Origin of the sequence: Wenzhouxiangella sp. XN24, from assembly GCF_011064545.1 — a bacterium.
GTDB lineage: Bacteria > Pseudomonadota > Gammaproteobacteria > Steroidobacterales > XN24 > XN24.
On the sequence record NZ_JAAMFG010000028.1, the window covers coordinates 58737 to 83825 of the forward strand.

Sequence of the window (25089 nt, forward strand, 5' to 3'; positions counted from 1 at the left end):
TCAGGCCGAGCGCAGGACCTTGGGAAGGGAGAACACGACGTGTTCCTCGCGCCCGAGGACTTCCTCGGGCACCTCGCCGCCCCAGTCCTTGAGGCGCGACACGACCTGCTGGACGAGCACCTCCGGCGCGGAAGCGCCGGCGGTGACGCCGACCGTGCCGCACGCGTCGAACCACTCGCGACGCAGGTCGTCGGCGCCGTCCACCATGTAGCCCGGAATGCCGGCCTTGAGCGCGATCTCCGTCAGGCGGCTGGAGTTCGAACTCGTCGTGGAGCCGACCACCACGATGGCGTCGCACTCGGCGACCAGCGCCTTCACCGCGTCCTGGCGGTTCTGCGTCGCATAACAGATGTCTTCCTTGCGCGGGCTGGTCAACGCCGGGAAACGCGCCTTGAGGGCGTCGATGACTCGTGCCGTGTCATCCACCGACAGCGTCGTCTGCGTGACGAAAGCCAGCCGCTCGGGGTCGCGCACTTCGAGGCGCGCGACGTCCTCCGGATTTTCCACCAGGTAGATCTCCCCGCCCCGGCTGCGATCGTACTGGCCCATCGTGCCCTCGACCTCGGGATGGCCGGCGTGACCGATGAGAATCACCTCGCGTCCCTCCTGGCCGTACCGCGACACCTCCATGTGCACCTTGGTGACCAGCGGGCAGGTCGCATCGAACACCTCGAGCCCGCGGCGTTTCGCCTCGGACTGGACGGCTTTCGATACGCCATGCGCACTGAAAATCACGGTCGCCTCGTCGGGCACTTCATCGAGCTCATCGACGAACACCGCGCCGAGATTGCGCAGCCGCTCCACGACGTAGCGATTGTGGACGACCTCGTGGCGCACGTAGATTGGCGCACCGAAGAGTTGCAACGCCCGTTCGACGATCTCGATCGCGCGATCCACGCCGGCACAAAAACCGCGCGGGTTGGCAAGAAGAATTTTCATGCCCCGGATTCTAACCGAAACCCGTGGTTCCGGCGCCGTCGCTGCGCCGACGTTCGCGTACCAGCATCACCAGTCCGGCCAGCGCGCCGCCCAGCGCGCCGTATAAATGGGCATCGGTCACGACCGCACCGCCGATCAACAGCGAGACCGGGCTGCCGTCCATGGCGAACCGTTCGAACGCCAGCTTGCCCGCCAGGACCAGCAGCAGGAACCCCGACACCCAGGGAGTCGAGCGAAGGCCCGCGATCGCCCCGGCGGCGAGCAAACCGTGCAACACGCCGGAGAATCCCATGTACCACTGCACCCCGGACGACCACGTCGCGAGCCCGCCGCTGACGGCGACGACGCTGACGGCCGCTGACCAGAGCCATCCGCCCGGCGGCATCGCCCTGCCGATGGCGACGCCCAGCATGGCCGCGGCGAGCACGTTGAGCCCCAGGTGGGTCCAGCCGAGGTGGACCAGGTGCGAGGTCACGATCCGCCACGGCTCGGTGAGCAGCAGCCCGCGCTCCCACCGCAGGGCCCCGCCCGCATCCAGCGCCTGGAACAGCACGGCAACGGCGAGCAGCAGCAGCGACACGATCCATGCCGCCCTGCCGGCCGTGCGGCCTGAACTGGACATCTTTCGCAGCTCCTTGCGTCGATTTCACCAGGTGCGAGACGCTTCCTCCGGCCTCCTGCGGGACCCACCGCGCCGCCGATCAGTCGAAGCGGAAATCCTTCGGCGGCGGCGGCATGACGATATCGGTCGGGGGGTCCTTCTCGAGCGTTTCGAGCAGGACCTCCACCGCTTTTTCGATACTCGGATCGCGTCCGGCGGCGATCGCCTCCGGTCGGTCGATCACCTCGATGTCGGGCGCGACGCCTTCGTCCTCGACCGCCCAGTTGCCGTCCGTATCGAGGAAGCGGAACGTCGCCGGAATGATGCTCGAGCCGTCTGCGAGCGCGGGATTGCCGCTGATTCCGATAAGTCCACCCCAGGTGCGCGTCCCGATCAAGGGGCCGAGCCCGAGCTTGCGAAAATAATAAGGCAGCGCATCGCCGCCGGAACTCGCCAGCCCGTTGATCAGCATCGCCTTGGGGCCGTCGTGCGACAGCAACGGGCGCCGCTGTGGTTCGAAACCGCGCCAGACCCAGTAGTTGAGCGGCGTGCGAGCCAGCAGCTCGATCATGCGGTCGGGGATGAAGCCGCCGCCGTTGTAGCGGTCGTCGATGATCAGCGCGTCGCGCCGTGCCTCGGCGAGCATGCCCTTGAGCAGCTCGCGATTGCCTTCCACGGCGGTGTTGGGCACATGGATGTAGCCGATGCGGCCTCCCGACAACTCGTGGACCATGCGCCGGTTGCTGGTCACCCAGTCCAGGTAACGCAGGTTCACCTCGCTGGTGACCGTGCGGACGCGTTCCACCCGCGCGCCGCGCTCGCTCGCCCGGTCATTGAGCGTCAGCTCCACGACGCGGTCGCCCTTGTTCTCCAGCAGGCGGTAGAAGTTGTCCACGCCGCGCGTGCTCACTCCGTCGACTGCAAGGATGAAATCGCCTTCGGCGGCGGTCACGCCGGCCTCGGTGAGCGGCGAACGGTAATAATCGTGCCAGTTTTCCCCGGGGTAGATCCGCGCAATGCGGAAGTAGCCCGACTCGTGCGCCTCGACCAGGGCGCCGAGCATCCCTGCGGGGACGCGCTCGACCTTGGGCATGTCCGGACTGCTGTTGACGTAGATATGGCCCGCGTTCAATTCACCCGCGAGCTCGCCGAAAATGTAATCGAGGTCCGCACGATGGGCGACATGCTCGACCAGCGGGGCGTAACGTGCGCGAATCGCGTCCCAGTCCTGCCCGTGGTGACCCGGGTCCCAGAACCAGTCGCGCAGGATGCGCCAGCCGTCGACGTAGACCTGCTGCCATTCCACGCGCGGATCGACGCGCATCTCGAGCTTGTCGAGATCGAGCGCCGTCTTGTCCTTTTCGATGCCGGGCTTGGCGTCGGCGATACCGAACTTGTCCTGGTGCCGCCACAGCAGTTTCTTGCCGTCCGCCGACAGCACATAACCGGAGATGCCCTCCAGCACGGTCTCGGCCTCACGTTTCTCGAGGTCGTAATGCCTCAGCTGGGCGCCGTTGCTTCCGGTCGAGACGAAGAACACGCCGCCCTCGTTCGCCGCCAGGCCGACATGGTTGCCCGACGGAACGTCGAGCGCCACGACCCGGTCGTTGAACCCCTCGACGTCGAACTTGAGCGGCTTGCTGCGTTCCTTCTCGGCGTCGTCGTCTTTTTTCTCCTCGGCCGCCGCCCCCACTTCGTCGCTGCGCGGGCGGTTGAGCGCCGGACCGTCGGCCGCGAGGGTCGCGGCGAAGATGCGTGAGGCGTTGTTATAGAGATAGTTGAACTCGTAGGACGAGAACACGAGGTTCCAGTCGCGCGTGGAGGTGAAGTACAGGTAGCGTCCCTCTGGATCGAAAGCCGGGCTCTGCTCGTTGGTGGCGTCGGACGTCAGCTGTATCACCTCGCCGTCGCGCACGGAGTAGACCCATATCGAACTGTTGTAGCTCTCGTTCACTTTCGTGTACGCGATCCATAGGCTGTCCGGCGACCAGGCGTACTGGGTGAGGTCACGAAACGACGCGTTGGTGTGCCGCGTGGTATCGATCTGCCGGACACGACCCGAATCGACGTCGACCATGTTCAGGCGATTGGCGCTGTCCGCGAAGGCCAGCATCTTGCCGTCCGGCGACCACACCGGAGGGAAACGCCAGGTGTTGCCGTCCCGGGTGATGCGCTTTGCTTCACCGCTGCCATCCTGCGGCCGCAGGTAGATTTCGTATTCTCCAGTGGCGTCGGACAGGTAGGCGATGTGCTTGCCGTCCGGCGACCAGCTGACGCTGATCTCGCGTGCGGCCGGAGACCGGGAGATGTTGCGTATCTCACCGTGTTCCGCCGGCACCGTGAAGATCTCCCCGCGCGCGCCGAACACGGCCCGCTCGCCATGCGGTGCGATGTCGAAACTCTCGATCTGCGCGGTCACGTTCTTGAAGCCCGGCAAGGCATGCGGCCGGTCGCCGCGCACCTCGATGGGGACGCGCCGCGTCTCTCCGGTCGCCGGGTCGTGCAGCCAGACGTAACCGCCCTGCTCGAACACGATGCGCTGCCGGTCCGAGCTCGGCCACAACACGTCGAAATCCTCGAAGCTCGTCACCTTGCTCAAGTTGGAGCCGTCCAGGTCCATGACGAAGAGGTTGAGCGTGAAGTCGCGATCCGAGACGAAATAGATCCGGCCGTCCACCCACATGGGCTGGTGGTCCGTGCCGACGAAATCGGTCAGCTGGCGCGAGGTGTTATTCGCCAGGTCATAGGTCCAGACATCCTGGGCGCGCCCGCCGCGATGACGCTTCCAGGTACGGAATTCGCGGTCGATCGGCGTGTAGACGTAGAGCTGGCCGTCGGCCGAGAGCATGCCGCCCCCGGTTTCCGGCGGACCCAGTCGCTTCTCCATGCCCCCCTCGAAGGGGACGAGAAAGGGCACGCCGTCCCGCTCGCCGTAGGGCGTGCGATTGGCGCGCACGAGAATATGCTCACCGTCCGGCGTCCAGTCCAGGATCCGGTAATCGGTGCCGCCGCGCGGCGGCATCGGACCCACGTCGCCATAGAAGGTCAGCTGGCGCGGCGTGCCGCCCGCCGCCGGCATCACCCACACCTGGCGGGTCCCGGAGTACTCCGCCGAGAACGCGATCCAGCGGCCGTCCGGGGAGAACCGCGGGTAGAGCTCCAGGCCCTCATGGGAAGTCAGCCGCTGGGCGACGCCGCCCTGGGCCGGCACCGTGTAGATATCGCCGCCGTAGACGAAGGCGATCTGCTCGCCGTGAATGGCCGGGAGGCGCAGCAGGCGCGTATCGGCCTGGGCGACGACAGGACCGATTCCGATGAGGGTGATGAAAAGGACAAGCAAGGATCGCATGGCGAACTCCGTGACTTTTATAAAGACAATGTCGAGCGCATCGGCGCGCTCGTCTCAGATGATTTTTTCCTTCCGCCTGCCGTCGAAGAAACTTTCGACGAGAAGGATGACGGCGCCGACCGTGATGGCCATATCGGCCACGTTGAACGCCGGGAAGAACCAGCGCTCCCAGTGGAAACTGAGGAAATCGACCACGTGGCCGCGAAACAGCCGATCGAGCACGTTGCCGATGGCACCGCCGACGATGAGCGAGAGCGATGCCGCCAGCCAGCTCTCGCCGGTCCGCGGCATGCGTTTCAGCCAGACGCAGACGAGCACCGTCACGGCGATCGCGATGGCGACGAAGAACCACCGCTGCCAGCCGCCGGCCGAGGCCAGGAAACTGAACGCCGCACCCGTGTTGTGCAGCCGCGTGATGCCGAATATCGGCAGGACCTGCACCCGGTCGTAGAGTTCGAAGGTCGTGACGATGAGCGCCTTGGTCGCCTGGTCCGCGACCACGATGAACGCCGAGAGCCACAACCATGCGAGTGCGCCCCGCGGATCACGATCCGCCCCTGCCTGTTCGTTCATGCCCAGCGCCTCTGTTCGCCGTCGCCCGTGATGTTCCCGACACAGCGTCCGCAGATTTCCGGATGGGCGGGGTCGCTGCCCACATCGGGGCTGCGATGCCAGCAGCGCGCGCATTTCGGCGCATCCGTCGGCAACACCTGCGCATAGAGCTCGCCCTCGAAGCCTTCCAGGGCGATCGAATCGGGCGGGCGCTCGTCCAGGGCCGCGACACGCGCAGCGGAAGTCAGCATCAGGAAACGGAGTTCGTCACCGGTGCCCCGTAACTTGTCGCCGAGCTCGGCGCTCGCAAACAGGACCAGCGCGGCATCCAGCGAAGATCCGATCCGCCCGGCAGTCCGCAGGGCCTCGAGCTCGCGCAGCACGGCGTCTCGGACCGCGTGCACCAGCGTCCAGTCCGGATCGAACGCGTGCATGGTGACCTCGGGCAGCGGATGCCACGTGGAGAGCAGCACGGACTCGGCCCGTTCGCCCGGCAGTCGCGCCCAGATCTCCTCGGCGGTGAACGCCAGGATGGGCGCCAGCCAGCGCACCATCGCTTCAGCGATATGCGCCATGGCGCTCTGCGCCGAGCGCCGCGGGTGGCCGTCGGCCGGCGTGGTGTACAGCCGGTCCTTGATCACGTCCAGGTAGAACCCCCCCATGTCCAGCACACAGAAGTTGTGCACCTTCTGGTAGATCAGGTGGAACTCGTAATCGCGGTAGGCGCGGATGATTTCTTCCTGGAGCGCGGCGGTGCGCGCGACGGCCCAGCGATCCAGCGCAACCATCTCTTCCGGCGCCATCGCGTCGCGGTCCGGGTCGAAGCCGTCGAGATTGCCGAGCAGGAAACGCACGGTGTTGCGCATGCGCCGATAGGAATCCGACATGCGCTTCAGGATCTCGTCGGACACGTTCATCTCGCCGCGATAGTCGGTGGCCGCCACCCAGAGGCGGAGAATATCCGCGCCGAGCGAATTCAGGACCTTCTGCGGCGCGACCACGTTGCCGAGACTCTTCGACATCTTGCGCCCCTTCTCGTCCACGGTGAACCCGTGGGTGAGCACGGCGCGATACGGCGCGGTGCCATGCATGCCCACCGAGGTCAGCAGCGAACTCTGGAACCAGCCGCGGTGCTGGTCGGAGCCCTCGAGATAAAGGTCGGCCGGGAAACCCACCTCCTCCCGCGTCGCGCTCAGGCAATGATGCAGCAATCCGGAGTCCACCCACACGTCCATGATGTCGCGCACCTTCTCGTACCGACCGGCCTCCTCCCCCAGGAGTTCCGCGGGGTCGAGGTCCCACCAGGCGTCGATGCCGTCGCGCTCGACACGGTCCGCCACCTGTTCCAGCAGGCGCACGGAGTCCGGGTGCGGTTCGCCGGTCTCACGTTCCACGAACAGCGCGATCGGCACGCCCCAGGTGCGTTGCCGGGAAATGCACCAGTCCGGGCGGCCATCGACCATCGAGCGGATGCGGTTCTCGCCCCAGGCCGGCATCCACTTCACGTCCCGGATGGCGTCCAGCGCCTGGGCGCGCAGCGCTTTTTTGTCCATGCTGATGAACCACTGCGGTGTGGCGCGAAAAATCAGCGGGGTCTTGTGGCGCCAGCAATGCGGATAGCTGTGCTTGAGCGGCTCATGGTGCAGCAGCGCGCCGCGTTCCTCGAGCAATGCGACGATCACCGGGTTGGCGTCGAACACCTTCAGGCCGCCCACGCCCTCGGTTCCCTCGCGAAAGCGCCCGTCGTCCTGTACCGGATTCTCGACCGGCAGCTGGTATCGCTGGCCGACGATGAAATCATCCTGCCCGTGGCCGGGCGCCGTATGCACGGCCCCGGTCCCCGCCTCGACCGTCACGTGCTCGCCGAGGATCACCGGCACCTCGCGCGCCAGGAAAGGATGGCGCAGCACGAGTCGCTCGAGCGCCGCGCCGCGACAGACCGCGAGTTCCTCGAACTGCTCGATGCCGCAGCGGCGCGTCACCTGGGTCAGCAGGTCGCGGGCCACCACGATTCGTTCCGCGCCCGCCGGGCCCTCGAAGGCGACCAGGGCGTACTCCAGGTCCGGGTGCAGCGAGACGGCCTGGTTGGCGGGCAGCGTCCACGGCGTCGTCGTCCAGATGGGCACGGAGGCAGGGCCCGCCGTATTGCGATCCGCCCCGGACCCGAAGGCCTCGAGCAGCGCCGCCTCGTCCACCACGCGGAAGCGCACGTCGATGGCCGGCGACTTCTTGTCCGCGTATTCGACTTCGGCTTCCGCCAGCGCCGAACCGCAGTCGAGGCACCAGTGCACCGGCTTGAAACCCTTGTAGACGTGGCCGTTCTCGAAGATCTTGCCGAAGGCCCGCAACTGCTGCGCCTCGTAGGCGGGATCCATGGTGAGATAGGGTCGGTCCCAGTCGCCCAGCACGCCGAGACGGCGGAAATCGCGCCGCTGGGCATCGACCTGCTGGCGGGCGAACTGCCGGCAGGCTGCGCGGAACGCCTTGGCGTCGAGCCGCGTGCCGACGGCACCGTGCTCGCGCTCGACGACGAGCTCGATCGGGAGGCCATGACAGTCCCAGCCCGGAATGTAGGGCGCATCGTAGCCGTCCAGCGTACGGGAACGGATCACGATGTCCTTGAGCACCTTGTTGACGCAGTGGCCGAGATGGATATCGCCATTCGCGTAAGGGGGTCCGTCGGGCAGCAGGAATGCCGGCCGCTCTTTGCCCGCCGCGCGCAACTTGCCGTAGAAGTCCCGCGCTTCCCAGTCCGCCAGCATGTCGGGTTCGCGCTGGGCCAGCGCCGCGCGCATCGGGAAATCCGTGCGCGGCAGGTTCAGCGTGTCCTTGTATTCAGCCACCGATTGGTCCTCTTCAATAGCCTGCGTCGGCGAGGATTCGCCGCGCAAGTTCGGCATCGCGATGCATCTGCGCCGTGAGGCACTCTACATCGTCGAAGCGTTCTTCATCCCGCAGGCGCGCGACGAACTCGACGGTGAGACGCCGACCGTACAGGTCGCCCGAGTAATCGAACAGGTGCGCCTCGAGCAGCCTCTCGCGGCCGTCCACCGTGGGGCGCGTGCCGAGATTCGCGACCGCCGGGCGCGGCCGCGGTCCCAGGCCGCGCACCAGCACGGCGAACACGCCCGTCATGGGCACCACGCGGCGTCCGGGGCGGAGGTTGACCGTCGGGAATCCCAGCTTGCGGCCCAGGCGCTGGCCTTGCACGACCCGGCCCGTCATGCCGTAGTGTCGTCCGAGCAGGCGCGTGGCGAGTGCCACGTCTCCGGCCGCGAGGGCCGCGCGCACCGCCGTGCTGCTGACGCGAATCCCGTCGAGCAGGCACGTCGGCGTGTCCTCGACGTCGAAGCCCTGGCGCCGTCCCGCCGCGCGCAGCGTCGCGAAATCGCCCGCCCGATTCCGGCCGAAGCGAAAATCGTCCCCGATCGCGAGGTAGCGCGTGCCGAGTCCCTCCACCAGGTATTGATCGATGAAGGCCTGCGGTTCGAGTGCGGCCATTTCCCTATCGAAACGCGCGACTAACAGGCGGTCGATGCCGAGGGCCTGCAGGCCTGTGAACTTCTCGCGAAAGCTGGACAGGCGTGGCGGCGCCTCGGGGCCCATGAAATACTCGCGCGGCGTGGGTTCGAAACTCATCACCACCGACGGCACGCCCAGCGCCTTCGCTCGGTCGGCCAGGCGCGCGAGCACGGCGCGATGCCCGAGATGAAGGCCGTCGAAATTGCCGATCGTCACCGCGCAGCCCCTGTGGCCAGGACGCAGATTGTGCTTTCCCCGAATCAGTTCCAAGGTGAGGGTTCCAGGTCTCGTCGCGCGCGGGACGCCAAAGATCCCGGATTATACGGAATGGGAGGACGGTGGCGCGCCCGGCCGGCTGCGCAGGTGGCGGGGCCGCATGCCGAGCGCGAGCAAGGCGCCGACGTACACCAGCAGGCCCAGCCCGATGCACGCCGCCAGCCTGAGTCCGCGCGCATGCCAGGCAGCCGCCAGCCAGCCCTCCAGGGGACCCGCCACCAGCCAGAGTGCGGCCCCCATGGCCAGGTTCGCCAGCACCACGCGGACTGCCAGCGCCCGCCAGCCCTCTCCCGGGACGTAGATCCCCGTCCCGCGCAGCCCGGCGTACAAGGCACTGGCGTTATAGATCGCCGCCAGCCCGGTGGCGGCGGCCAACCCGGCATGCGCCCCCGGAATGCCGAGCATGATCATGGGCACGACGAAGACGAGGTTGAGGCCGATGTTGACGAACATGGCGCGGATGCTGACGCGCACGGGGGTGCGGATGTCCTGGCGACTGAAATAACCGGGCGAAAGCACCTTGACGAGAGTGAACCCGACCAGCGCCACCGAGTAGGCCATGAGGCTCAGGCGTGCCATCTGCGTATCCGTCGGGGTGAACTCGCCGTACTGGAACAGCGTCGCGATCATCGGGCCGGCCAGCATGAACAGGCCCACGGCGGCCGGCAGCGCGATCACGGCCACCAGCTTGAGCGCCCAGTCCAGCGTGGCCGAGAATGCCGCCATGGACTGCTCCGCATGGCGCCGCGACAAGCCGGGCAGGATCACCGTGGCGAGTGCGATGCCGAAGATGCCCAGCGGAAACTCCAGCAGGCGGTCCGAGTAGTAGAGCCAGCTGATGCTGCCCGTCACCAGGAAAGAGGCGATGATGCGATCGACGATGAGGTTGATCTGTGCCACGGACGAGCCGAGGATCGCCGGCAACATCAGTCGGCCGATCCGCCGCACCCCCGGGTGATTCCATCCCCAGCGGGGCCGCGGCAGCAGCCCCAGCGCGCGGAGAAACGGCAACTGGAAGCCGAGTTGCACGACGCCGGCGACGAACACGCCGATGGCCAGGCCGAAGATCGGGTCTTCGAAACGCGGTGAAATCCAGATCGCCGCGCCGATCAGAACCAGGTTGAGGAACACCGGGGTGAACGCCGGGACGCCGAACCTGCCGTAGGTGTTCAGGATGCCGCCGGCGAACGCGGTCAGGGAGATGAAAAACAGGTAAGGGAAGGTCAGGCGCAGCATATCGCTGGCGATTTCCAGCTTCTCCGGCTCGTCCGAGAACCCGGGCGCGAACAGCAGGATGAACAGCGGCGCCGCGACGACCCCGATGAGCGTCACGACGAACAACAGCGCTCCGAGGGTGCCGGCCACCCGGTCCGCCAGCGCCTTGACGTCCTCGTGTGATCCGCGCGACTGCGTTTCCGCGAGTACCGGCACGAAGGCCTGCGAGAATGCGCCTTCAGCGAACAGGCGCCGCAGGAAGTTCGGGATCTGGAAGGCCACCACGAACACGTCCATGCCTGCGCCCGCCCCGAACATCCTGGCGAACACGACATCCCGCGCGAACCCGAGCACGCGCGAGGCCAGCGTATTGCCGCCGACGACGGTGGTGGACTTCGCGAGGCTCATAAAGAATCCGACCCGGCTGCGATGGGCGGCATCATAGTGCAGTCACGCCGCCGGCGGCGACTCGCGTCCGGACTTCAGCGGCGCGCTCAGCGACGCCGGTCGGCCAGCTTGTCGAGCACGTCCTGCAGAGAGATCCCGCGGATACGCAGCAGGACCAGCAGGTGAAACACCAGGTCGGCCGCCTCCGACGCAAGGCCGTCCGCGTCGCGCGTCACCGCGGCGAGGGCCGTCTCGACGCCCTCCTCGCCGACTTTCTGCGCTGCGCGTGCGGCACCCGCGGCGGCGAGCCGGGCCACGTAGCTGTCCTCGGGCCGCTGCGCGAGCCGGTCCTCGATGACGCGTTCCAGCTCATCGAGCAACGTCGCCGCCACGGGCTCGCCGAAGCAGCTGCGCGTCCCCAGGTGGCAGGTCGGGCCGGCCGGCTCGGCGCGCAGCAGCAAGGTGTCGTGATCGCAGTCGCTGCGGATCTCCACCACGCGCAGCACGTTGCCCGAGGTCTCTCCCTTGCGCCAGAGCGCCCCGCGGCTGCGGCTGAAGAACACGGCCTCGCCGCAGGCCAGCGTCGCCTCGTAGGCCGCCCGGTTCATGTAGCCGAGCATCAACACGCCGCCCGTGACCGCATGCTGGACGATCGCCGGCACCAGGCCGTCGCTCTTCGCCCAGTCGAGGCTGTCGATGTCGGGGGCCTTCATTGCCGCACCTCCACGCCGTTGGCCGCGAGCAGGGCCTTGAGGTCCGGGATGGCGATCTGGCCGGAATGAAACACGGTCGCCGCGAGGGCGCCGTCCACCCGCGCCCGGTGAAACACTTCGATGAAATGGCGTGCCTCCCCGGCGCCGCCGGAGGCGATCAGCGGGACGGTGCAGGCTTCGCGCACCGCGGCCAGCTGCTCCAGGTCGTAACCGTCGCGCACGCCGTCGGAATCCATGCAGTTGAGCACGATTTCCCCCGCCCCCCGCTGCTGTACCTCGCGCACCCAGTCGAGGGTGGCGCGCCGGCCATAGCGGGTGCGCTCGGGATCGCCGGTGTGGCTCGCGACGCGCCATTCGCCCGATTCGCGGCGGCTGTCGATCCCGATCACGACGCACTGGCTGCCAAAACGGCGCGCCAGGGTGTCGACCAGCTCCGGCGTCTCGAGCGCGGGCGTGTTGATGCTGATCTTGTCCGCGCCGTCGGCGAGTACCGCCTCGGCGGCCGCGACATCGCGGATCCCGCCGGCGACGCAGAACGGGATGTCCAGCAACTCCGCGACCCGCGTCACCCAGCTGCGATCCACGCTGCGTCCGGCCGGGCTCGCGGCGATATCGTAGAAGACCAGCTCGTCGGCGCCCTCGTCACGGTAGCGTCCCGCGAGCTCGAGGATGCCGCCCATGTCCCGGTGGTCGCGGAACTTCACGCCCTTGACGACGCGCTCGCCGCGCACGTCCAGGCAGGGAATTATGCGTTTTGCAAGAATGAGCGGATCTCCTCGTCCGTGATGCGGCCGTCGAGCAGCGCCTTGCCGATGATCGCGCCGCTCGCCCCCGTGGCGCGCAGAGCCTCGACGTCGGCGAGATCGCGCACCCCACCCGAGGCCTGCAGGCGGATCTCGGGATAACGCTTGGTGCACTCCGTGTACAACGCGATGTTGGGTCCGGTCATCGCGCCGTCGCGAGCCACATCGGTACACAGCAGGTGTTGCAGCCCGGCCTCCTGGTAGGCCTCGATCGCATCCCACAGTGACAGGCCCGCGTCCTCGGTCCAGCCGCGCGTCCTGCACCAGGGGACGCCGTCGTCGTCGATCTGCACGTCGAAAGCCAGTACCAGCCGCGCCGCGCCGAAACGCGGGAACCAGCCCGCGACTTCGTCGGGACGCTCCGCCGCCGCGCTGCCGATCACCACCCGGCCCACGCCGGCTGCGAGCATCGCCTCCACGTCCCCGGCCGTGCGGATGCCACCCCCGACCTGGATGCGCCCCCGCGCCAGCCCGGCCATGCGCCCGATGACTTCGCGGTTGCCGCCCGCTCCGTCCCGCGCGCCGTCGAGATCCACCACGTGGACCCAGTCCACGCCCAGCGAAAGGTAACGCCCCGCCAGGTCTTCGGGGCACGCCTCGTACTCGGAGACCTGGTCGAAACGCCCCTGGTACAGGCGCACGCAACGGCCGTCCTTGAGGTCGATGGCGGGGATGGGTTTCAGTGACATGGCGGGACGGGTTTCCTGTGGATCAGAGCGCGAGGAAGTTCTGCAGGACTCGCGCGCCGGCGGGCCCCGAGCGTTCCGGGTGAAACTGGGTGCCGTGGAAATTGCCGTGCGAAACCACGGCGGTGAATTCGCCGCCGTAATCGGCCACGGCCACCGTGTCCGGACCCACCGGCGCGGCATAGCTGTGCACGAAATAAAAATGTGCGGCAGGGGGCAAATCGGCGAACAGGGGGCAATCCGGCGCGAGCTGCGTCAGGTTCCAGCCCATGTGCGGGACCGGCCGGTCCGGCGCGGCCAGCATGCGCACCACACGCCCCGGAACGAGACCCAGGCAATCGCGCCCGCCGTCCTCGGCCGAGGCCTCGAACAACAGCTGCATGCCGAGACAGATGCCGAGCACCGGTTGGGTGAGGCTGCGCACCACGTCGGCCAGCCCGTTGCGCTCCAGCCGGTTCATGGCGTCGTCCGCGGCGCCGACGCCCGGGAGAAACACGTGGCTCGCGTGGCGGATCAGGTCCGCATCGGCGCTCAACGGCGGCGTGCAGCCCAGCCGTCCGAGCGCGAAGCGCAGCGAACTGATATTGGCGCCGCCGGAATCGACGATCACCGGGCCGCCGGCGCTCATGCCAGCATTCCCTTGGTGGACGGGACGCCGCCCCCCTCATGGCGGAAGGCGTCGCGCAGCGCGCGCCCCAGCGCCTTGAATGACGCCTCCACCTGGTGGTGGTCATTTTCGCCCGCGAGGCGAACGTGTATGGAGGCCCGCAGGCTGTCCGACAACGAGCGATAGAAGTGCGGCACCAGCTCGGTCGGCAGTTCGCCGACCCGCTCGCGCTGGAACTCGCCCTCGAATACCAGGTACGGCCGCCCGCCCAGGTCCACGGACAACTCGGCCCGGGCCTCGTCCATCGGCAGCACGAAACCGTAGCGGCGTATCCCGCGCCGCGCCCCGAGCGCCTCGCGCAGCGCTTCGCCGAGGGCCAGCGCAACGTCCTCGACCGTGTGATGCTCGTCCACGTGCAGGTCGCCGCTGCACTCGATCTCCATGGAGAAGCCGCCGTGCTTGGCGACCTGTTCGAGCATGTGATCGTAGTAACCGATGCCGGTTTGCGCACGCACCGGACCATGCGGATCGTCCAGGTCGACCTCGACCCGGATACGGGTCTCCGCCGTGCCGCGCACCACGGTGGCGCGCCTCAGCCCGCCCAGCACGCGGCGGGCCACTTCCGGCCAGGTGAGGCTGTCGCCCGTCCCGTCGCCGACCTTCAGCCCGACAAGGCCGAGGTTCTCCGCAAAGGCGAGATCGGTCTCCCGATCGCCGATGACGAAACTGCGGTCGAGATCGGGCGGATGACGCGCGATGAAGCGCGTGATCAGTCCGGTGGCCGGCTTGCGGCACGCGCAGCCGTCGCCGGGAAAGTGCGGGCAGATGAATTCGGCCTCGAAACGGATGCCCTGGCTGGCGAACAGCGCGATGATGAAATCGTGCGTGCCCTGGAAAGCCTCCTCGGGGAAAGAGTCCGTGCCGCGCCCGTCCTGGTTGCTTACGAGCACCAGCCGGTAGCCTGCATCCACGAGGCGGAGCAGCGCGGGGATCACGCCCGGCAGCAACCGCACCTTGGACACGGCATCGACCTGCTCGTCCGCGGGTTCCTCGACGAGCGTGCCGTCGCGATCGATGAACAACAACAGCGCTCTATCCATTCGCTCGTCCCCTGGTCGCGCCGCCGAGGCGGCCGAGTGCCCTGAGCAGGCGGCGGTTCTCGGCCGCCGTCCCGACCGTGATGCGCAGGCAACCGCGCAGGCGCGGCTGGCTGCTGAAATCCCGCACGAGGATGCCGGCCGCCTCGCAGGCCGACATTGCACGGGATGCATCGGCGAAGCGTACCAGCAGGAAATTGCCCTCGCTCGGCCATACCCGCTTCACCTCGGGCAGGCTTCGCAGAGTAGCGGCGAGTTGCTCCCGCCGTCGCACGACACCCGCCGTGCGACGTCGTGCGCCGGCGAGTTCGGCCGGTTGCAGCCGGCGCAAGGCGGCCTCCACGGCCAGCGACGGCAGGGGATACGGCGGCGCGAGCCCGCGCAGCGCCGTGACCAGTTCCGGCGCCGCCAGGATCGCGCCGATGCGCGCACCCGCCAGGCCCCAGGCCTTGGACAGTGTGCGCAGCAATACGAGGTTCGGCAGCGCCGCAAGACGCGATGCAAGACCTTCGAATGCGGCGAACTCGATGTAGGCCTCGTCCACCACGACCACGCTGCGCCCCTGCAGCGTACGACACAGCCGCGCGACTGTGGCCGGCGCAATGGTGTTGCCCGTCGGATTGTTGGGCGAACAGAGGAACACCAGTTTCACATTCGACCGGCCGGTAGCCGCCGTCGCCACAGCCGGCGCATCCAGGGCGAAATCCCGCTTCAGGGGGACTTCCACTATGGCGGCACCCTGCAGGCGCGCCGCCACCGAGTACATCCCGAAGGTCGGCGGACAGACGAGCACCGCATCCTCACCGGCACGGCAGAAGGCGCGGACCAGCAGGTCGATCGCGTCGTCGCTGCCGCGGGTGGCGAGCACGGCTTCGGCCGGCACCGAGTAGAGCGCCGCGAGCGCCTCCAGCAAGGCCGCGGGACGCGGGTCGGGATACCGGTTCAGGCCGTCGTCCGTTTCATCCCACGCCGCTCGCCAGGACGACTCGTTGGCATGCAGGCGCAGCACGCCGCGACGCGGAGAGCCGGCCGCATACGCCACGAACTCCCGCAACTCCGGGCGCAGCAGCTCGATGCTCGAAGTCACTGGCGGGTTCCCGGCCCGGGCTCGTCCGCCGCGTGCAGTGCCAGCGCCTTGAGTCGCAGCTTTACCGCGAGAGCGTGGGCGTCGAGCCGTTCCATTTCCGCCAGCGTACGGGCGGTCGGCCCGATCAGGCGGAATCCGGCGGGGCTGGCCTGCTGCACCGAAATGGCCAGCTGGAAATCGGCCACCGACAAACCGCTCCAGGCACGGGCGTAGCCGTAAGTGGGCAACACGTGGTTCGTGCCGCTGCAATAATCTCCCAGGGATTCCGGAGTCCAGTCGCCGAGGAACACGGAACCCGCGGTCTCGATCTGAGGCAGCCATGACTCCGCCTCGGGCACCTGGACGATGAGGTGCTCCGGCGCATAGCGGTTGCTGATGGCGAATGCCTCCTCCAGGTCCGCGGCCAGCAGCGTGCGGCCGTGTTTCAACGCCTCGAGCACGACCGCATTGCGCGGCAGCAAGGCCAGCTGGTTCTCGATCGCCGCCTCCACGGCATCGGCCAGGGCGACGGAGGTCGTGACGAGCACCACCTGGGAATCCGGCCCGTGCTCGGCCTGGGAAAGCAGGTCGGCGGCCACGAAACCCGGGGCGGCCCGCTCATCCGCGATCACCAGCACCTCCGAGGGCCCGGCCGGCAGATCCAGCGCCGCCCCGTCGGGATCGCGGGACACCTGCATCTTGGCCTCGGTGACCCAGGCGTTGCCGGGGCCGAAAATCTTGTCCACGGACGGAATCGATTCCGTGCCGTAGGCCATCGCCGCCACCGCCTGGGCGCCGCCGGCCAGGTAGACCGCATCGATGCCGCAATAGCGTGCCGCAGTCAGCACGGCGGGATCGGCCCGCCCGTCCTCCTGGGGCGGGGTACACAGGACGCGCCGGGGACAGCCCGCGAGCGCCGCCGGGACCGCCAGCATGATCACGGTGGACGGCAACGGCGCCGAACCCGCCGGCACGTAGAGCCCCACGGCGCGAATCGGGCGGGTGATGCGACGGCAGACCACGCCCGGCATGGTCTCCACCTCGATGGGCGGCATGAGCTGTGCGGCGTGGAAGGCCCGCACATTGTCGATCGCGATGCGCAGCGCGCCGCGCTGAGTGTCGTCGAGCGACGCCTCGGCCGCATCGAAATCCGCCGGCGGCACGCGCAATGCGTCCAGTGCCACGCCGTCGAACCGGGCCGCGAACTTCAGCAGCGCCTTGTCGCCATCGCGGCGGGTCTCGGCGATGATCGCCGCGACCTCGTCGGCCAGCGCGTCACGCCGCGCCGCCTCGGGGCGCGCCAGGGCCGCAGCCCGGCCGGGCTCGTCGAGCTCAGCCCAGCGATAACGACGGAGGATTGGATCGTTTTCAGGCAAGCATCTTCTCCACGGGCAACACCAGCATCGAGCTTGCGCCCGCGGCCTTCAGCCCTTCCAGGGTTTCCCAGAACACGTTTTCGCGGCACACGGCGTGCACCGCCACCTTGTCGTCCCGTCCTTCGAGCGGCATGACCGTCGGCGATTCACTGCCGGGCAGCAGGCGGCGGATCTCGGCCAGGGCCGAGCGCGGTGCGTGCAGCATGATGTACTTGCTCTCCCGCACGCTCAGCACCCCGCGCATGCGGCTGACGAGCCGTGCCGGCCAGCCCTCCGCGGGCCCGCCGTTGCTGGAGATCAGCGCCGCCATGCTCTCGAACACCACCTCCGCTTCCACGAGATCGTTCGCCAGGAGCGTCGAGCCGGTGGACACGAGGTCGCAGATGACATCGGCCCGGCCCAGCCGCGGCGCGATCTCCACGGCGCCGGACAACATCACGATCTCGGCGTTCACCTGCTGCGTGTCCAGCCAGTCCTGCAGGATACGCGGATAGGTCGTCGCGATGCGCAGTCCCTCCAGGCTTTGCGGCGATCGGTAGTCGAAACCGCGAGGCACGCCGATGGACAGGCGACAGCGGCCGAAATCCAGTTCGAGTTCGGGCCGGACGTCCATGCCGTCGGCGACTTTTTCCCGGAACACGTTCATGCCCACGATGCCGAGATCGCAGATGCCCTCCGCCACCAGCTCCGGGATGTCGTCGTCGCGCACCAGCAGCACATCGACCGGCATGTTCTCGCCGAAGCAGATCAGCTGGTCGCGACCCCGGCTGTAGACGAGGCCGCAGGTCTCCATCAGGTGCAGTGAATTGTCGGTGAGCCGACCGGACTTCTGCACCGCGATCTTGATGCGTTGCTGTGGCGGGACCGTCATTTATTTTCTCCATCCAGTCGTGCGGCGACGGCGAGGTAACCCCCATGACCGTCAGCCAGGAAACGGGCGACACGCCCGATCGTCGTGACGCTGATCCCGGTCTGCTCGTTGATCTGCCGGTAACTCAGCCCCTGGCGCAGCAGGCCGACCACGCGCCAGCGATCGACCAGGGCCTGCAGTTCCGCGGGGGTGCACAGGTCGTGGAAATAGCTGCGCGCCTCCGCCTCGTCGCGCAGGGCGAGCACGGAGCGGTACAGGGCCTCCTCCGCACGCTGCTCATCGAGCTTGGATGGTGTGCTGCGATTCTTCATAATGGGAGCTAAGCTGGGTTATGTGCTCAAGGGCTTGGCGCTGTCACAGCGTATTAATACGCTAGTACATTGAAACTGGCAAGCCCGGAAAGCCGAAAGCAGCTACGTTCCCCGACCACTCGGCGTCCATGACCGAGGGTCCGACACCAGATTTCCCCAGGAGTTAAAGGCATGCGCAAGTTCTACCTCGCGGTCGGCATGGCCGCTCTCTGCCTGCTTTCAGCGCCGGCCGTTGCGGCCGACGTGGAAGCCGGCAAGGCCAAGTTCCAGCAGCTCTGCGCCACCTGTCACGGACCCACCGGGGCCGGAGACGGTCCCGCGTCCGCCGCGCTGAATCCGAAACCCCGCGCGCTCTCCGACGCGGAGTGGCAGGCCTCGGTCGATGACGCGTACCTTGGCAAGGTGATCAAGGAAGGTGGTCCGGCGGTGGGCCTCTCGCCGATGATGGTCGCGCAACGCGGCCTCAGCGACGAGGAGCTGGCCAACATCATCGCTTTCATCCGCAGCCTCGATAATTGACCCGTGCCGGCCCGGCTGCTGGTTGAAGGTGGGGCCGGGCCGGCTTGACAAAGCAATGCGCCTCGACGACGATATGCGGCTCCGCGCGGCGGACCTGCAGGTCTCGCGCACACTGACGATTCAACGGGAGTCGGTACTTTGGCGAACATCAAGTCGGCCCAGAAACGCGCTCGGCAGAACATCAAGAACAGGACCCATAACATGGCGATGCGCTCCAAGATGCGCACCTTCCTGAAGAAAGTCTCGACCGCGATCGAGTCGGGCGACCGGGCCGAGGCCGAGGCCAGCTACAAGGCCGCGGTGCCCGTGCTCGACTCCATGGTCAACAAGGGCATCGTGCACAAGAACAAGGCCGCACGGCACAAGAGCCGGCTGAACGCCCGCATCAAGGCCCTCTCGGCCTGAGCTGGCCGCCGCAGGGCGGCACCCTGGCACGAAAAAGCCGGCGCATGCGCCGGCTTTTTGTTTTCCCCGTCCAGGCCGCGGTATGTCCTAGAAGGGGCGCCCGTCACGCTTGCCCGGCGGCAATTGCGCCAGCGCCTCCGCCCTGGCCCTGGCCTGGGCCTCGAGAAATTCGCCGACGGCCTTCATGAGCGCCGCCGTACCCGTCCCGGACTGCGCCGAAATCGCGAACACCGGACCCTTGTGGTCGATCGCCACGGCGACGCGCCGCGCCAGTTCCCGCTCCTCGCCCTGCACCAGCTTGTCGATCTTGTTGATCACCAGCCAGCGTGGCCAGGCGGCGAGCTCGTCGCTGTAGGCCTTCAGTTCGTGGATGATGTCGCGGGCGCCCTGCTCCGGGGACTGCTCGCCCTCGTGGGAGGACGCATCGACGATATGCAGCAACAGTCGGGTCCGTTGCAGATGGCGCAAAAAGCGCGTGCCCAGCCCGTGCCCTTCGGCCGCACCCTCGATCAGTCCCGGGATATCCGCGATGACGAAGGTCTTGCCTTCCTCGAGTTCCACGACGCCGAGGTTGGGGTGCAGGGTGGTGAACGGGTAATCGCCCACCTTGGGCGTGGCCGCCGTCACGGCGCGCAACAACGTCGATTTGCCGGCATTCGGCAGACCGAGCAGTCCCACGTCGGCGAGAAGGCGCAACTCGAGACGCAGGTGGCGTAACTCGCCCGGCGTGCCCGGCGTGAACTTGCGGGGCGCCCGATTGATACTGCTCTTGAAGTGCGTATTGCCCTTGCCGCCGATGCCCCCCTGGGCGACCAGCAGCTTCTGCTCCGGCTCGACGAGGTCGCCGAGCACTTCGCCGGTGCTTTCCTCGTGGACGACCGTGCCCACGGGCACCGGAATCTCCACCGACTCGCCCCCACGGCCGGAGCAGTTGCTGCCCATGCCGGGCGCCCCGCTGGCGGCACGAAACCTGCGCTGGCGGCGGAAATCCGCCAGCGTGTTGAGGCCGGCATCCGCCACGAGCCACACGCTGCCGCCGTTGCCGCCATCGCCGCCATCCGGGCCGCCGAAGGGTATGTATTTTTCCCGCCGGAAACTGACGCAGCCGTTGCCGCCGGCGCCGGCCTGGACAGTGATGTTGGCTTCGTCTACGAATTTCATGTGCTGCCCCTTGCGCTCATCCCGTCCTGCGGGCCGCCGCCGCGATCGCGGTGCCTGTAAACGAGAAGACCCCGGACCAGAGGCCGGGGTCTTCACAGCTTACCAGCAACGGGCTGGCCTACTCCGTGACGATGCTCACGAACTTGCGGTTGCGCGGCCCTTTCGTCTCGAATGCCACTTTGCCATCCGCCTTGGCGAACAGCGTGTAGTCCCGTCCGCAGCCTACGTTGACGCCGGGATGAAAGCGCGTGCCCCGCTGGCGCACTATGATGTTGCCGGCCAGCACCTGCTCGCCGCCGAACTTCTTGACGCCAAGTCGCTTGGACTCGGAATCGCGGCCGTTACGAGTACTGCCGCCTGCTTTCTTATGTGCCATTTCGCATTACCTCCGCGGTAGCCGCCCCAGCTCAGCTGGCGGCGATCCCGGTGATCTTGATCTGGGTGAAGTTCTGCCGATGGCCCTTGGTCCGCCGGTAGTTCTGGCGACGATGGAACTTCACGATTTCCACCTTGCGCGCCTTGCCCTGCGCCATGACGGTGGCCTGCACCTTGCCACCTTCGAGGTAGGGCTTGCCGACGCTGACGTTGTCCCCGTCGCCGACCAGGAGGACCCGGTCGAACTCGACGCTGGCGCCTTCCTCGGCGTCCAGCTTCTCGACACGCAGGACAGCGCCCTGGCTGACCCGGTACTGTTTTCCGCCTGTGGCGATCACGGCGTACATGGATGCTCCCATAAACACGGGTCCAGGCCGGATTGGCCCGGAGAAAGCCGGCTATTCTATGGATTTAACCCCTGCGGGTCAAACCTTCCGGGCGCGAATCCAGCCGCCCGCGAACATCGAAGCTGCGAGTTGACGCGCAATCCGGGATAATGTTCCGTCCGGGCACACCACGCCCGCCCCAGCGCCAAGAGCGAGCATGTCTACACCACTTTCCGCGCCCGATCCCGAAAACCTCCCCGACCTGCTGTCGCTCGACCAGATCCGGGCGCTCGTGGCCGACGATCTGCGGGACCTGGATCGATGCATCGCCGGCAGCCTGGACAGCGACGTCATGCTGGTCAACCAGGTCGCACGTCACATCGTGAGCGGCGGCGGCAAGCGGCTCCGCCCCTTGCTCGTGCTGCTGGCGGCGCGCGCCTGCGGCTACGAGGCCGGCGCCCACGTGCAGGCCGCGGCCATCGTGGAGTTCATTCATACGGCGACGCTGCTGCACGACGACGTGGTGGACGGTTCGGATCTGCGCCGCGGCCGGGACACCGCCAACGCGGTGTTCGGCAACGAGGCCAGCGTGCTGGTCGGCGACTTCCTCTATTCCCGCGCCTTCCAGATGATGGTCCGGATCGGCGAGATGCGGCTCATGGAAGTGATGGCGCACGCCACCAACGTGATCGCGGAAGGCGAAGTCCTGCAGTTGATGAACTGCAACGACCCGGACACCGACGAAGAACGTTACTTCGCGGTCATCCGCAACAAGACCGCCAAGCTGTTCGAGGCGGGGGCGCGGGTCGCCGGCATCCTGGCCGGAGCCGACGCGACCGCCGAGGCCGCGCTGGCGGATTACGGCATGCGCCTCGGCGTCGCCTTCCAGCTCGTGGACGACGCGCTGGACTATGGCGGCGCCACGGCCGAAATGGGCAAGAACATGGGCGACGACCTTGCGGAAGGCAAGCCCACGCTGCCGCTGATCCACGCCATGCGCGAGGGCAGCGCCGTGCAGCGGGCGACGATCCGGCGCGCCATCGAGCAGGGCGGCCTCGAGGAACTCGACACGATTCGCGACGCTATTGAATCCACCGGATCGCTCCACTACACTGCCCGGCTTGCGCGCGAGCAGGCCGAGGCCGCGGTGAACTCACTGGCGGCGCTTCCCGAATCGCCGTTTCGCGATGCCCTGGCATCCCTGGCGCGCATTGCCGTCGAAAGAACGGCCTAGTACAGCGGTCCGATGACCGTCGACGGGGTGTAGCGCAGCCTGGTAGCGCGTCTGCTTCGGGAGCAGAAGGTCGGGAGTTCGAATCTCCCCACCCCGACCACTTGGCCCGACGGCCCTTCCTCAGGATGTCGACCGATTCCTGAAGGCGCCGCCTCAGGACGCCACCTGGTGAAGGTGCACGTCCCGTTGCGGGAACGGGATGCTGATGCCTTCCTTGTCGAAGCGCTTCTTCATGGCTTCCTGCAGGTCGAAATACACGCCCCAGTAGTCGCTGCTGCGCACCCAGGGACGCACGGCGAAGTTCACGCTGTTGTCGCCCAGGGTCAACAGGCCGATGGTCGGCGCGGGGTCCTCGAGCAGGCGCTCCTCGGCATCCAGCACTTCCTTGATCACGCGCCTCACATGGTCGAGATCGTCGCTGTAGCTGACGCCGAACTGGAGGTCCAGCCGACGCGTATCCAGCGCGGAATAGTTCGTGATCGGCTCGTTCGTCACCTGGGCGTTGGGAATGATGATGATCTTGTTGTCCGGCGTGCGCAGCTTCGTCGTGAACAGGTGCAACTCCTCGACTGAGCCGGCCACGCCCGCGACCTCGACATAATCGCCCGCCTTGAACGGGCGGAAGATGATCATCAACACGCCGGCCGCGAAATTGGCCAGCGAGCCCTGCAGGGCCAGGCCGATGGCGAGGCCGGCGGCACCGAGCACCGCGATGAACGAGGTGGTCTGCACGCCCAGCTGACTGACCGCGGCGATCACGACCATGGTCAACAGGCCGAAGTAAATGATATTGCGGAAGAAACTGATCAACGTCGGATCGGTGTCCGCGCGCTTCATGCCGGCCTCGAGCAGGCGGGTCACACGGCCCACCAGCCAGCGGCCGACCACGAATACGACAATTGCGGCGAGCAACTTCAGGCCGAAAGCGGAGACCGCCGCCACCAGCGCATCCATGTTGTCCTTGTTGAGCAGGCCCGTGATTTCTTCCATTTTCGATCTCCCTTGATGCGGAACTGCCCCCCATGACAGCGCGCATAGTCTGCCGCCAGACGGCGCCGGGTGCAAAAACCGGCCCCGGCCACACCATCGATTCAGGGTGCGACGGGCTCCGCCACGGACACCAGGAGAGAGGTGGGACGTCCCGCGCGAAGCAGTTCCAGGACGAAACTGTCCGCATCCGGCAGCGCCCTGAGTGCCGCCATGAAAGCCTCGGGCTGCCCGGCCGGCGCGCCATCGACGGCCACCACCAGGTCGTGAGGCTGCAGACCGGCCGCACTCACCGGGCTGCCGGGGTCGAGACGCGTCACGGCCCAGCCGATCACGTCTCCGGCCCGGCTCACCGGCACCAGGTCGATGCCCAGGGCGCTGGCCTGGGGGTTCTGCATGATCGCGCGCAGTCCGGCAGGCGGGAGCCGGACGCTGTGCATTGCGGGCCTGAGGTTTTCCGCCGCGTCCCCATGCGTGGGGCTGGCAGCACCGGCCGCGAGTCGCACCCGGCGTTCTGCCGCCCCGCACACGAGGCTGGCGCTGCTCGCATCGACCTGCAGGAGGCGGCAATCACCGACGAATTCGCCCGGCACGGTCCAGGCCTGGCCGGCTGCCGACTCCAGCAGCGCGGCCGCATGACCCGGCGTGACCAGGGTCGCTGCGAGCCGCGGCAGCGGCTCGGCGAGTGCCCCCCACGGCATGACCAGCCCGAGCGCCAGTCCCGCCAGCGCCGGGGCGCGCCGCTGGCGATCCCCCCTGGCCATCACGCCGGGAAGAACTCGATGGGCTTGGTGGTCGTCACGGTCGCCACGTCCTTGTCCTCGAAGCGGAACATTTTCACCCGCGCCACGAGCCTGCGTTCGAATTCCGGGTCGAGCAGTTCCGAGGACACCACGTTGCAGTCGGTCACCTGGCCATCGGGCGCGATGGTCAACTCGAGGACCAGCCGGCCCCGCAGCGTGGGATCGTTGCGCAACGCCCGGTTGTAGAGCGCGTAGATGGCCGCCTTGTTGCGATCGAAGACCAGTTCGATCTCCTCGCGACTGCGGGCATTCAGGCCGTCGCCGCCGCCGCTGCCGCCGCCTGCGGCCGTTCCATCGCCGCCGCCCGAAGGCGCGCTGACCTGCGTCACCGTCCGTCCGCCCAGGCCCGAGCCGCCCGTGTTGCGCGACAGCCCGGCCGTGTTGATACCGCCGCTGGCGCGCCCACCCTGCGCCGTGATGACGCTGCGCTCATTGTGCCGGGTCTCTCCGGCCCCGGCGGCCAGCCCGTCAGCGCTGGTGGCCGCAGCCACCGCATCGCTGGACCGCAGGTCGGCCAGTGTGTCGGCGAACGCCATGACGCCCTTGGTGGCCGCACGCTCGCGCGCACTGGGCACGGGCGGCGCGGGCGTCTCCGGTCTCGGATCCGGCACGGCGTCTGGCACCGCGGCCACTTTTTCCTCGACCACCGGTTGCGGCTCGGGCTCCGGTTCCGGCGCCGTCACGGGGGGCGGCGGTGGCGGCGTGCGTTCGATCAGCAGGCGCGCATAGCGCTCCGGCACTTCCGGCGGCAGCAGGGAGTCACGCTCCGGGATCGGCAGCCAGGGCACGAGCAGGCCCAGCAACAGGGCCACCAGGGCCGTGCGGCCGGTGATGCGCCGAAAGCGCTGCTCCACGACCGGGTCCACGCTCCAGGGCAGCTCGGTCCAACGTATGGCGGTCGTCGTCAT

At 67.8% G+C, this 25089-nt stretch carries 25 protein-coding genes and 1 tRNA gene; 4 read left to right on the top strand and 22 right to left on the bottom strand.

What is annotated here, in order from left to right; all coding sequences use genetic code 11:
• The 16 genes from ispH to G6032_RS04685 form a co-directional block, all read right to left on the bottom strand.
• Positions 1-939 carry a 4-hydroxy-3-methylbut-2-enyl diphosphate reductase gene (gene ispH, locus G6032_RS04610; protein WP_165280969.1) on the bottom strand — a complete coding sequence of 313 codons (939 nt, stop codon included), beginning with the start codon at positions 937-939 and terminating at the stop codon, positions 1-3.
• Positions 940-949: 10 nt separating this feature from the next.
• The gene (gene rrtA / locus G6032_RS04615; protein WP_165280970.1) at positions 950-1561 is read right to left on the bottom strand and encodes a rhombosortase; all 612 of its coding nucleotides are present in this window, start codon (positions 1559-1561) and stop codon (positions 950-952) included.
• A gap of 79 nt (positions 1562-1640) precedes the next feature.
• Positions 1641-4889: a S41 family peptidase gene (locus tag G6032_RS04620; RefSeq protein ID WP_165280971.1), complete on the bottom strand. Its 3249-nt coding sequence runs from the start codon at positions 4887-4889 to the stop codon at positions 1641-1643.
• Positions 4890-4943: 54 nt separating this feature from the next.
• Positions 4944-5462 carry a signal peptidase II gene (gene lspA, locus G6032_RS04625; RefSeq protein ID WP_165280972.1) on the bottom strand — a complete coding sequence of 173 codons (519 nt, stop codon included), beginning with the start codon at positions 5460-5462 and terminating at the stop codon, positions 4944-4946.
• Positions 5459-8284 (bottom strand): isoleucine--tRNA ligase, encoded by a 2826-nt coding sequence (ileS, locus tag G6032_RS04630; protein ID WP_165280973.1) that lies wholly within the window; start codon positions 8282-8284, stop codon positions 5459-5461. Before ileS ends, lspA begins: the two co-directional genes overlap by 4 nt.
• A 13-nt stretch (positions 8285-8297) precedes the next feature.
• Positions 8298-9233, bottom strand: a complete 936-nt coding sequence (locus G6032_RS04635; protein WP_165280974.1) for a bifunctional riboflavin kinase/FAD synthetase — start codon at positions 9231-9233, stop codon at positions 8298-8300.
• Between the two features lie 48 nt (positions 9234-9281).
• The gene (gene murJ / locus G6032_RS04640; protein ID WP_165280975.1) at positions 9282-10862 is read right to left on the bottom strand and encodes a murein biosynthesis integral membrane protein MurJ; all 1581 of its coding nucleotides are present in this window, start codon (positions 10860-10862) and stop codon (positions 9282-9284) included.
• Positions 10863-10948: 86 nt separating this feature from the next.
• Positions 10949-11554 carry a bifunctional phosphoribosyl-AMP cyclohydrolase/phosphoribosyl-ATP diphosphatase HisIE gene (gene hisIE / locus G6032_RS04645; RefSeq protein WP_165280976.1) on the bottom strand — a complete coding sequence of 202 codons (606 nt, stop codon included), beginning with the start codon at positions 11552-11554 and terminating at the stop codon, positions 10949-10951.
• The gene (hisF, locus tag G6032_RS04650) at positions 11551-12285 is read right to left on the bottom strand and encodes an imidazole glycerol phosphate synthase subunit HisF (RefSeq protein ID WP_346763759.1); all 735 of its coding nucleotides are present in this window, start codon (positions 12283-12285) and stop codon (positions 11551-11553) included. Before hisF ends, hisIE begins: the two co-directional genes overlap by 4 nt.
• A 14-nt stretch (positions 12286-12299) precedes the next feature.
• Positions 12300-13046 carry a 1-(5-phosphoribosyl)-5-[(5-phosphoribosylamino)methylideneamino]imidazole-4-carboxamide isomerase gene (gene hisA / locus G6032_RS04655; RefSeq protein ID WP_165280977.1) on the bottom strand — a complete coding sequence of 249 codons (747 nt, stop codon included), beginning with the start codon at positions 13044-13046 and terminating at the stop codon, positions 12300-12302.
• A 22-nt stretch (positions 13047-13068) separates the two neighbouring features.
• Positions 13069-13671, bottom strand: a complete 603-nt coding sequence (hisH, locus tag G6032_RS04660; protein WP_165280978.1) for an imidazole glycerol phosphate synthase subunit HisH — start codon at positions 13669-13671, stop codon at positions 13069-13071.
• Positions 13668-14750 (bottom strand): bifunctional histidinol-phosphatase/imidazoleglycerol-phosphate dehydratase HisB, encoded by a 1083-nt coding sequence (hisB, locus tag G6032_RS04665; RefSeq protein WP_165280979.1) that lies wholly within the window; start codon positions 14748-14750, stop codon positions 13668-13670. Before hisB ends, hisH begins: the two co-directional genes overlap by 4 nt.
• The gene (gene hisC, locus G6032_RS04670) at positions 14743-15834 is read right to left on the bottom strand and encodes a histidinol-phosphate transaminase (RefSeq protein WP_165280980.1); all 1092 of its coding nucleotides are present in this window, start codon (positions 15832-15834) and stop codon (positions 14743-14745) included. The genes hisB and hisC overlap by 8 nt, the downstream gene beginning before the upstream one ends.
• The gene (gene hisD, locus G6032_RS04675) at positions 15831-17189 is read right to left on the bottom strand and encodes a histidinol dehydrogenase (protein WP_206211813.1); all 1359 of its coding nucleotides are present in this window, start codon (positions 17187-17189) and stop codon (positions 15831-15833) included. The genes hisC and hisD overlap by 4 nt, the downstream gene beginning before the upstream one ends.
• Positions 17182-18060: an ATP phosphoribosyltransferase gene (gene hisG, locus G6032_RS04680; protein WP_165280981.1), complete on the bottom strand. Its 879-nt coding sequence runs from the start codon at positions 18058-18060 to the stop codon at positions 17182-17184. The genes hisD and hisG overlap by 8 nt, the downstream gene beginning before the upstream one ends.
• Positions 18057-18371, bottom strand: a complete 315-nt coding sequence (locus G6032_RS04685; protein WP_165280982.1) for a YerC/YecD family TrpR-related protein — start codon at positions 18369-18371, stop codon at positions 18057-18059. The genes hisG and G6032_RS04685 overlap by 4 nt, the downstream gene beginning before the upstream one ends.
• Before the next feature lie 171 nt (positions 18372-18542).
• On the opposite strand from G6032_RS04685, the gene G6032_RS04690 reads away from it, so the two are divergent.
• Entirely contained in the window at positions 18543-18890 is a 348-nt protein-coding gene (locus tag G6032_RS04690) for a cytochrome c (RefSeq protein ID WP_165280983.1), read from the top strand.
• A gap of 138 nt (positions 18891-19028) precedes the next feature.
• Positions 19029-19295, top strand: coding sequence for a 30S ribosomal protein S20 (gene rpsT / locus G6032_RS04695; protein WP_165280984.1), 267 nt, complete (start codon positions 19029-19031; stop codon positions 19293-19295).
• An 87-nt stretch (positions 19296-19382) separates the two neighbouring features.
• Here rpsT and cgtA read toward each other — a convergent pair whose 3' ends face one another.
• The 3 genes from cgtA to rplU form a co-directional block, all read right to left on the bottom strand.
• Positions 19383-20456 carry an Obg family GTPase CgtA gene (gene cgtA, locus G6032_RS04700; RefSeq protein WP_165280985.1) on the bottom strand — a complete coding sequence of 358 codons (1074 nt, stop codon included), beginning with the start codon at positions 20454-20456 and terminating at the stop codon, positions 19383-19385.
• Between the two features lie 118 nt (positions 20457-20574).
• On the bottom strand, positions 20575-20832 hold the full coding sequence (gene rpmA, locus G6032_RS04705) for a 50S ribosomal protein L27 (RefSeq protein ID WP_165280986.1): 258 nt from the start codon (positions 20830-20832) through the stop codon (positions 20575-20577).
• A 31-nt stretch (positions 20833-20863) separates the two neighbouring features.
• The gene (gene rplU, locus G6032_RS04710) at positions 20864-21178 is read right to left on the bottom strand and encodes a 50S ribosomal protein L21 (RefSeq protein WP_165280987.1); all 315 of its coding nucleotides are present in this window, start codon (positions 21176-21178) and stop codon (positions 20864-20866) included.
• A 244-nt stretch (positions 21179-21422) separates the two neighbouring features.
• Between rplU and ispB the strand changes: the two genes are divergently transcribed.
• Entirely contained in the window at positions 21423-22391 is a 969-nt protein-coding gene (ispB, locus tag G6032_RS04715; RefSeq protein ID WP_165281227.1) for an octaprenyl diphosphate synthase, read from the top strand.
• Between the two features lie 23 nt (positions 22392-22414).
• Positions 22415-22491, top strand: a tRNA-Pro gene (locus tag G6032_RS04720).
• Between the two features lie 53 nt (positions 22492-22544).
• Here the strand turns inward: G6032_RS04720 and G6032_RS04725 are convergent.
• From G6032_RS04725 to G6032_RS04735, 3 genes are all read right to left on the bottom strand, one after another.
• Positions 22545-23381 carry a mechanosensitive ion channel domain-containing protein gene (locus tag G6032_RS04725; RefSeq protein ID WP_165280988.1) on the bottom strand — a complete coding sequence of 279 codons (837 nt, stop codon included), beginning with the start codon at positions 23379-23381 and terminating at the stop codon, positions 22545-22547.
• Positions 23382-23482: 101 nt separating this feature from the next.
• Positions 23483-24142 (bottom strand): PDZ domain-containing protein, encoded by a 660-nt coding sequence (locus G6032_RS04730; RefSeq protein ID WP_165280989.1) that lies wholly within the window; start codon positions 24140-24142, stop codon positions 23483-23485.
• Entirely contained in the window at positions 24142-25089 is a 948-nt protein-coding gene (locus G6032_RS04735; protein WP_165280990.1) for an AgmX/PglI C-terminal domain-containing protein, read from the bottom strand. The genes G6032_RS04730 and G6032_RS04735 overlap by 1 nt, the downstream gene beginning before the upstream one ends.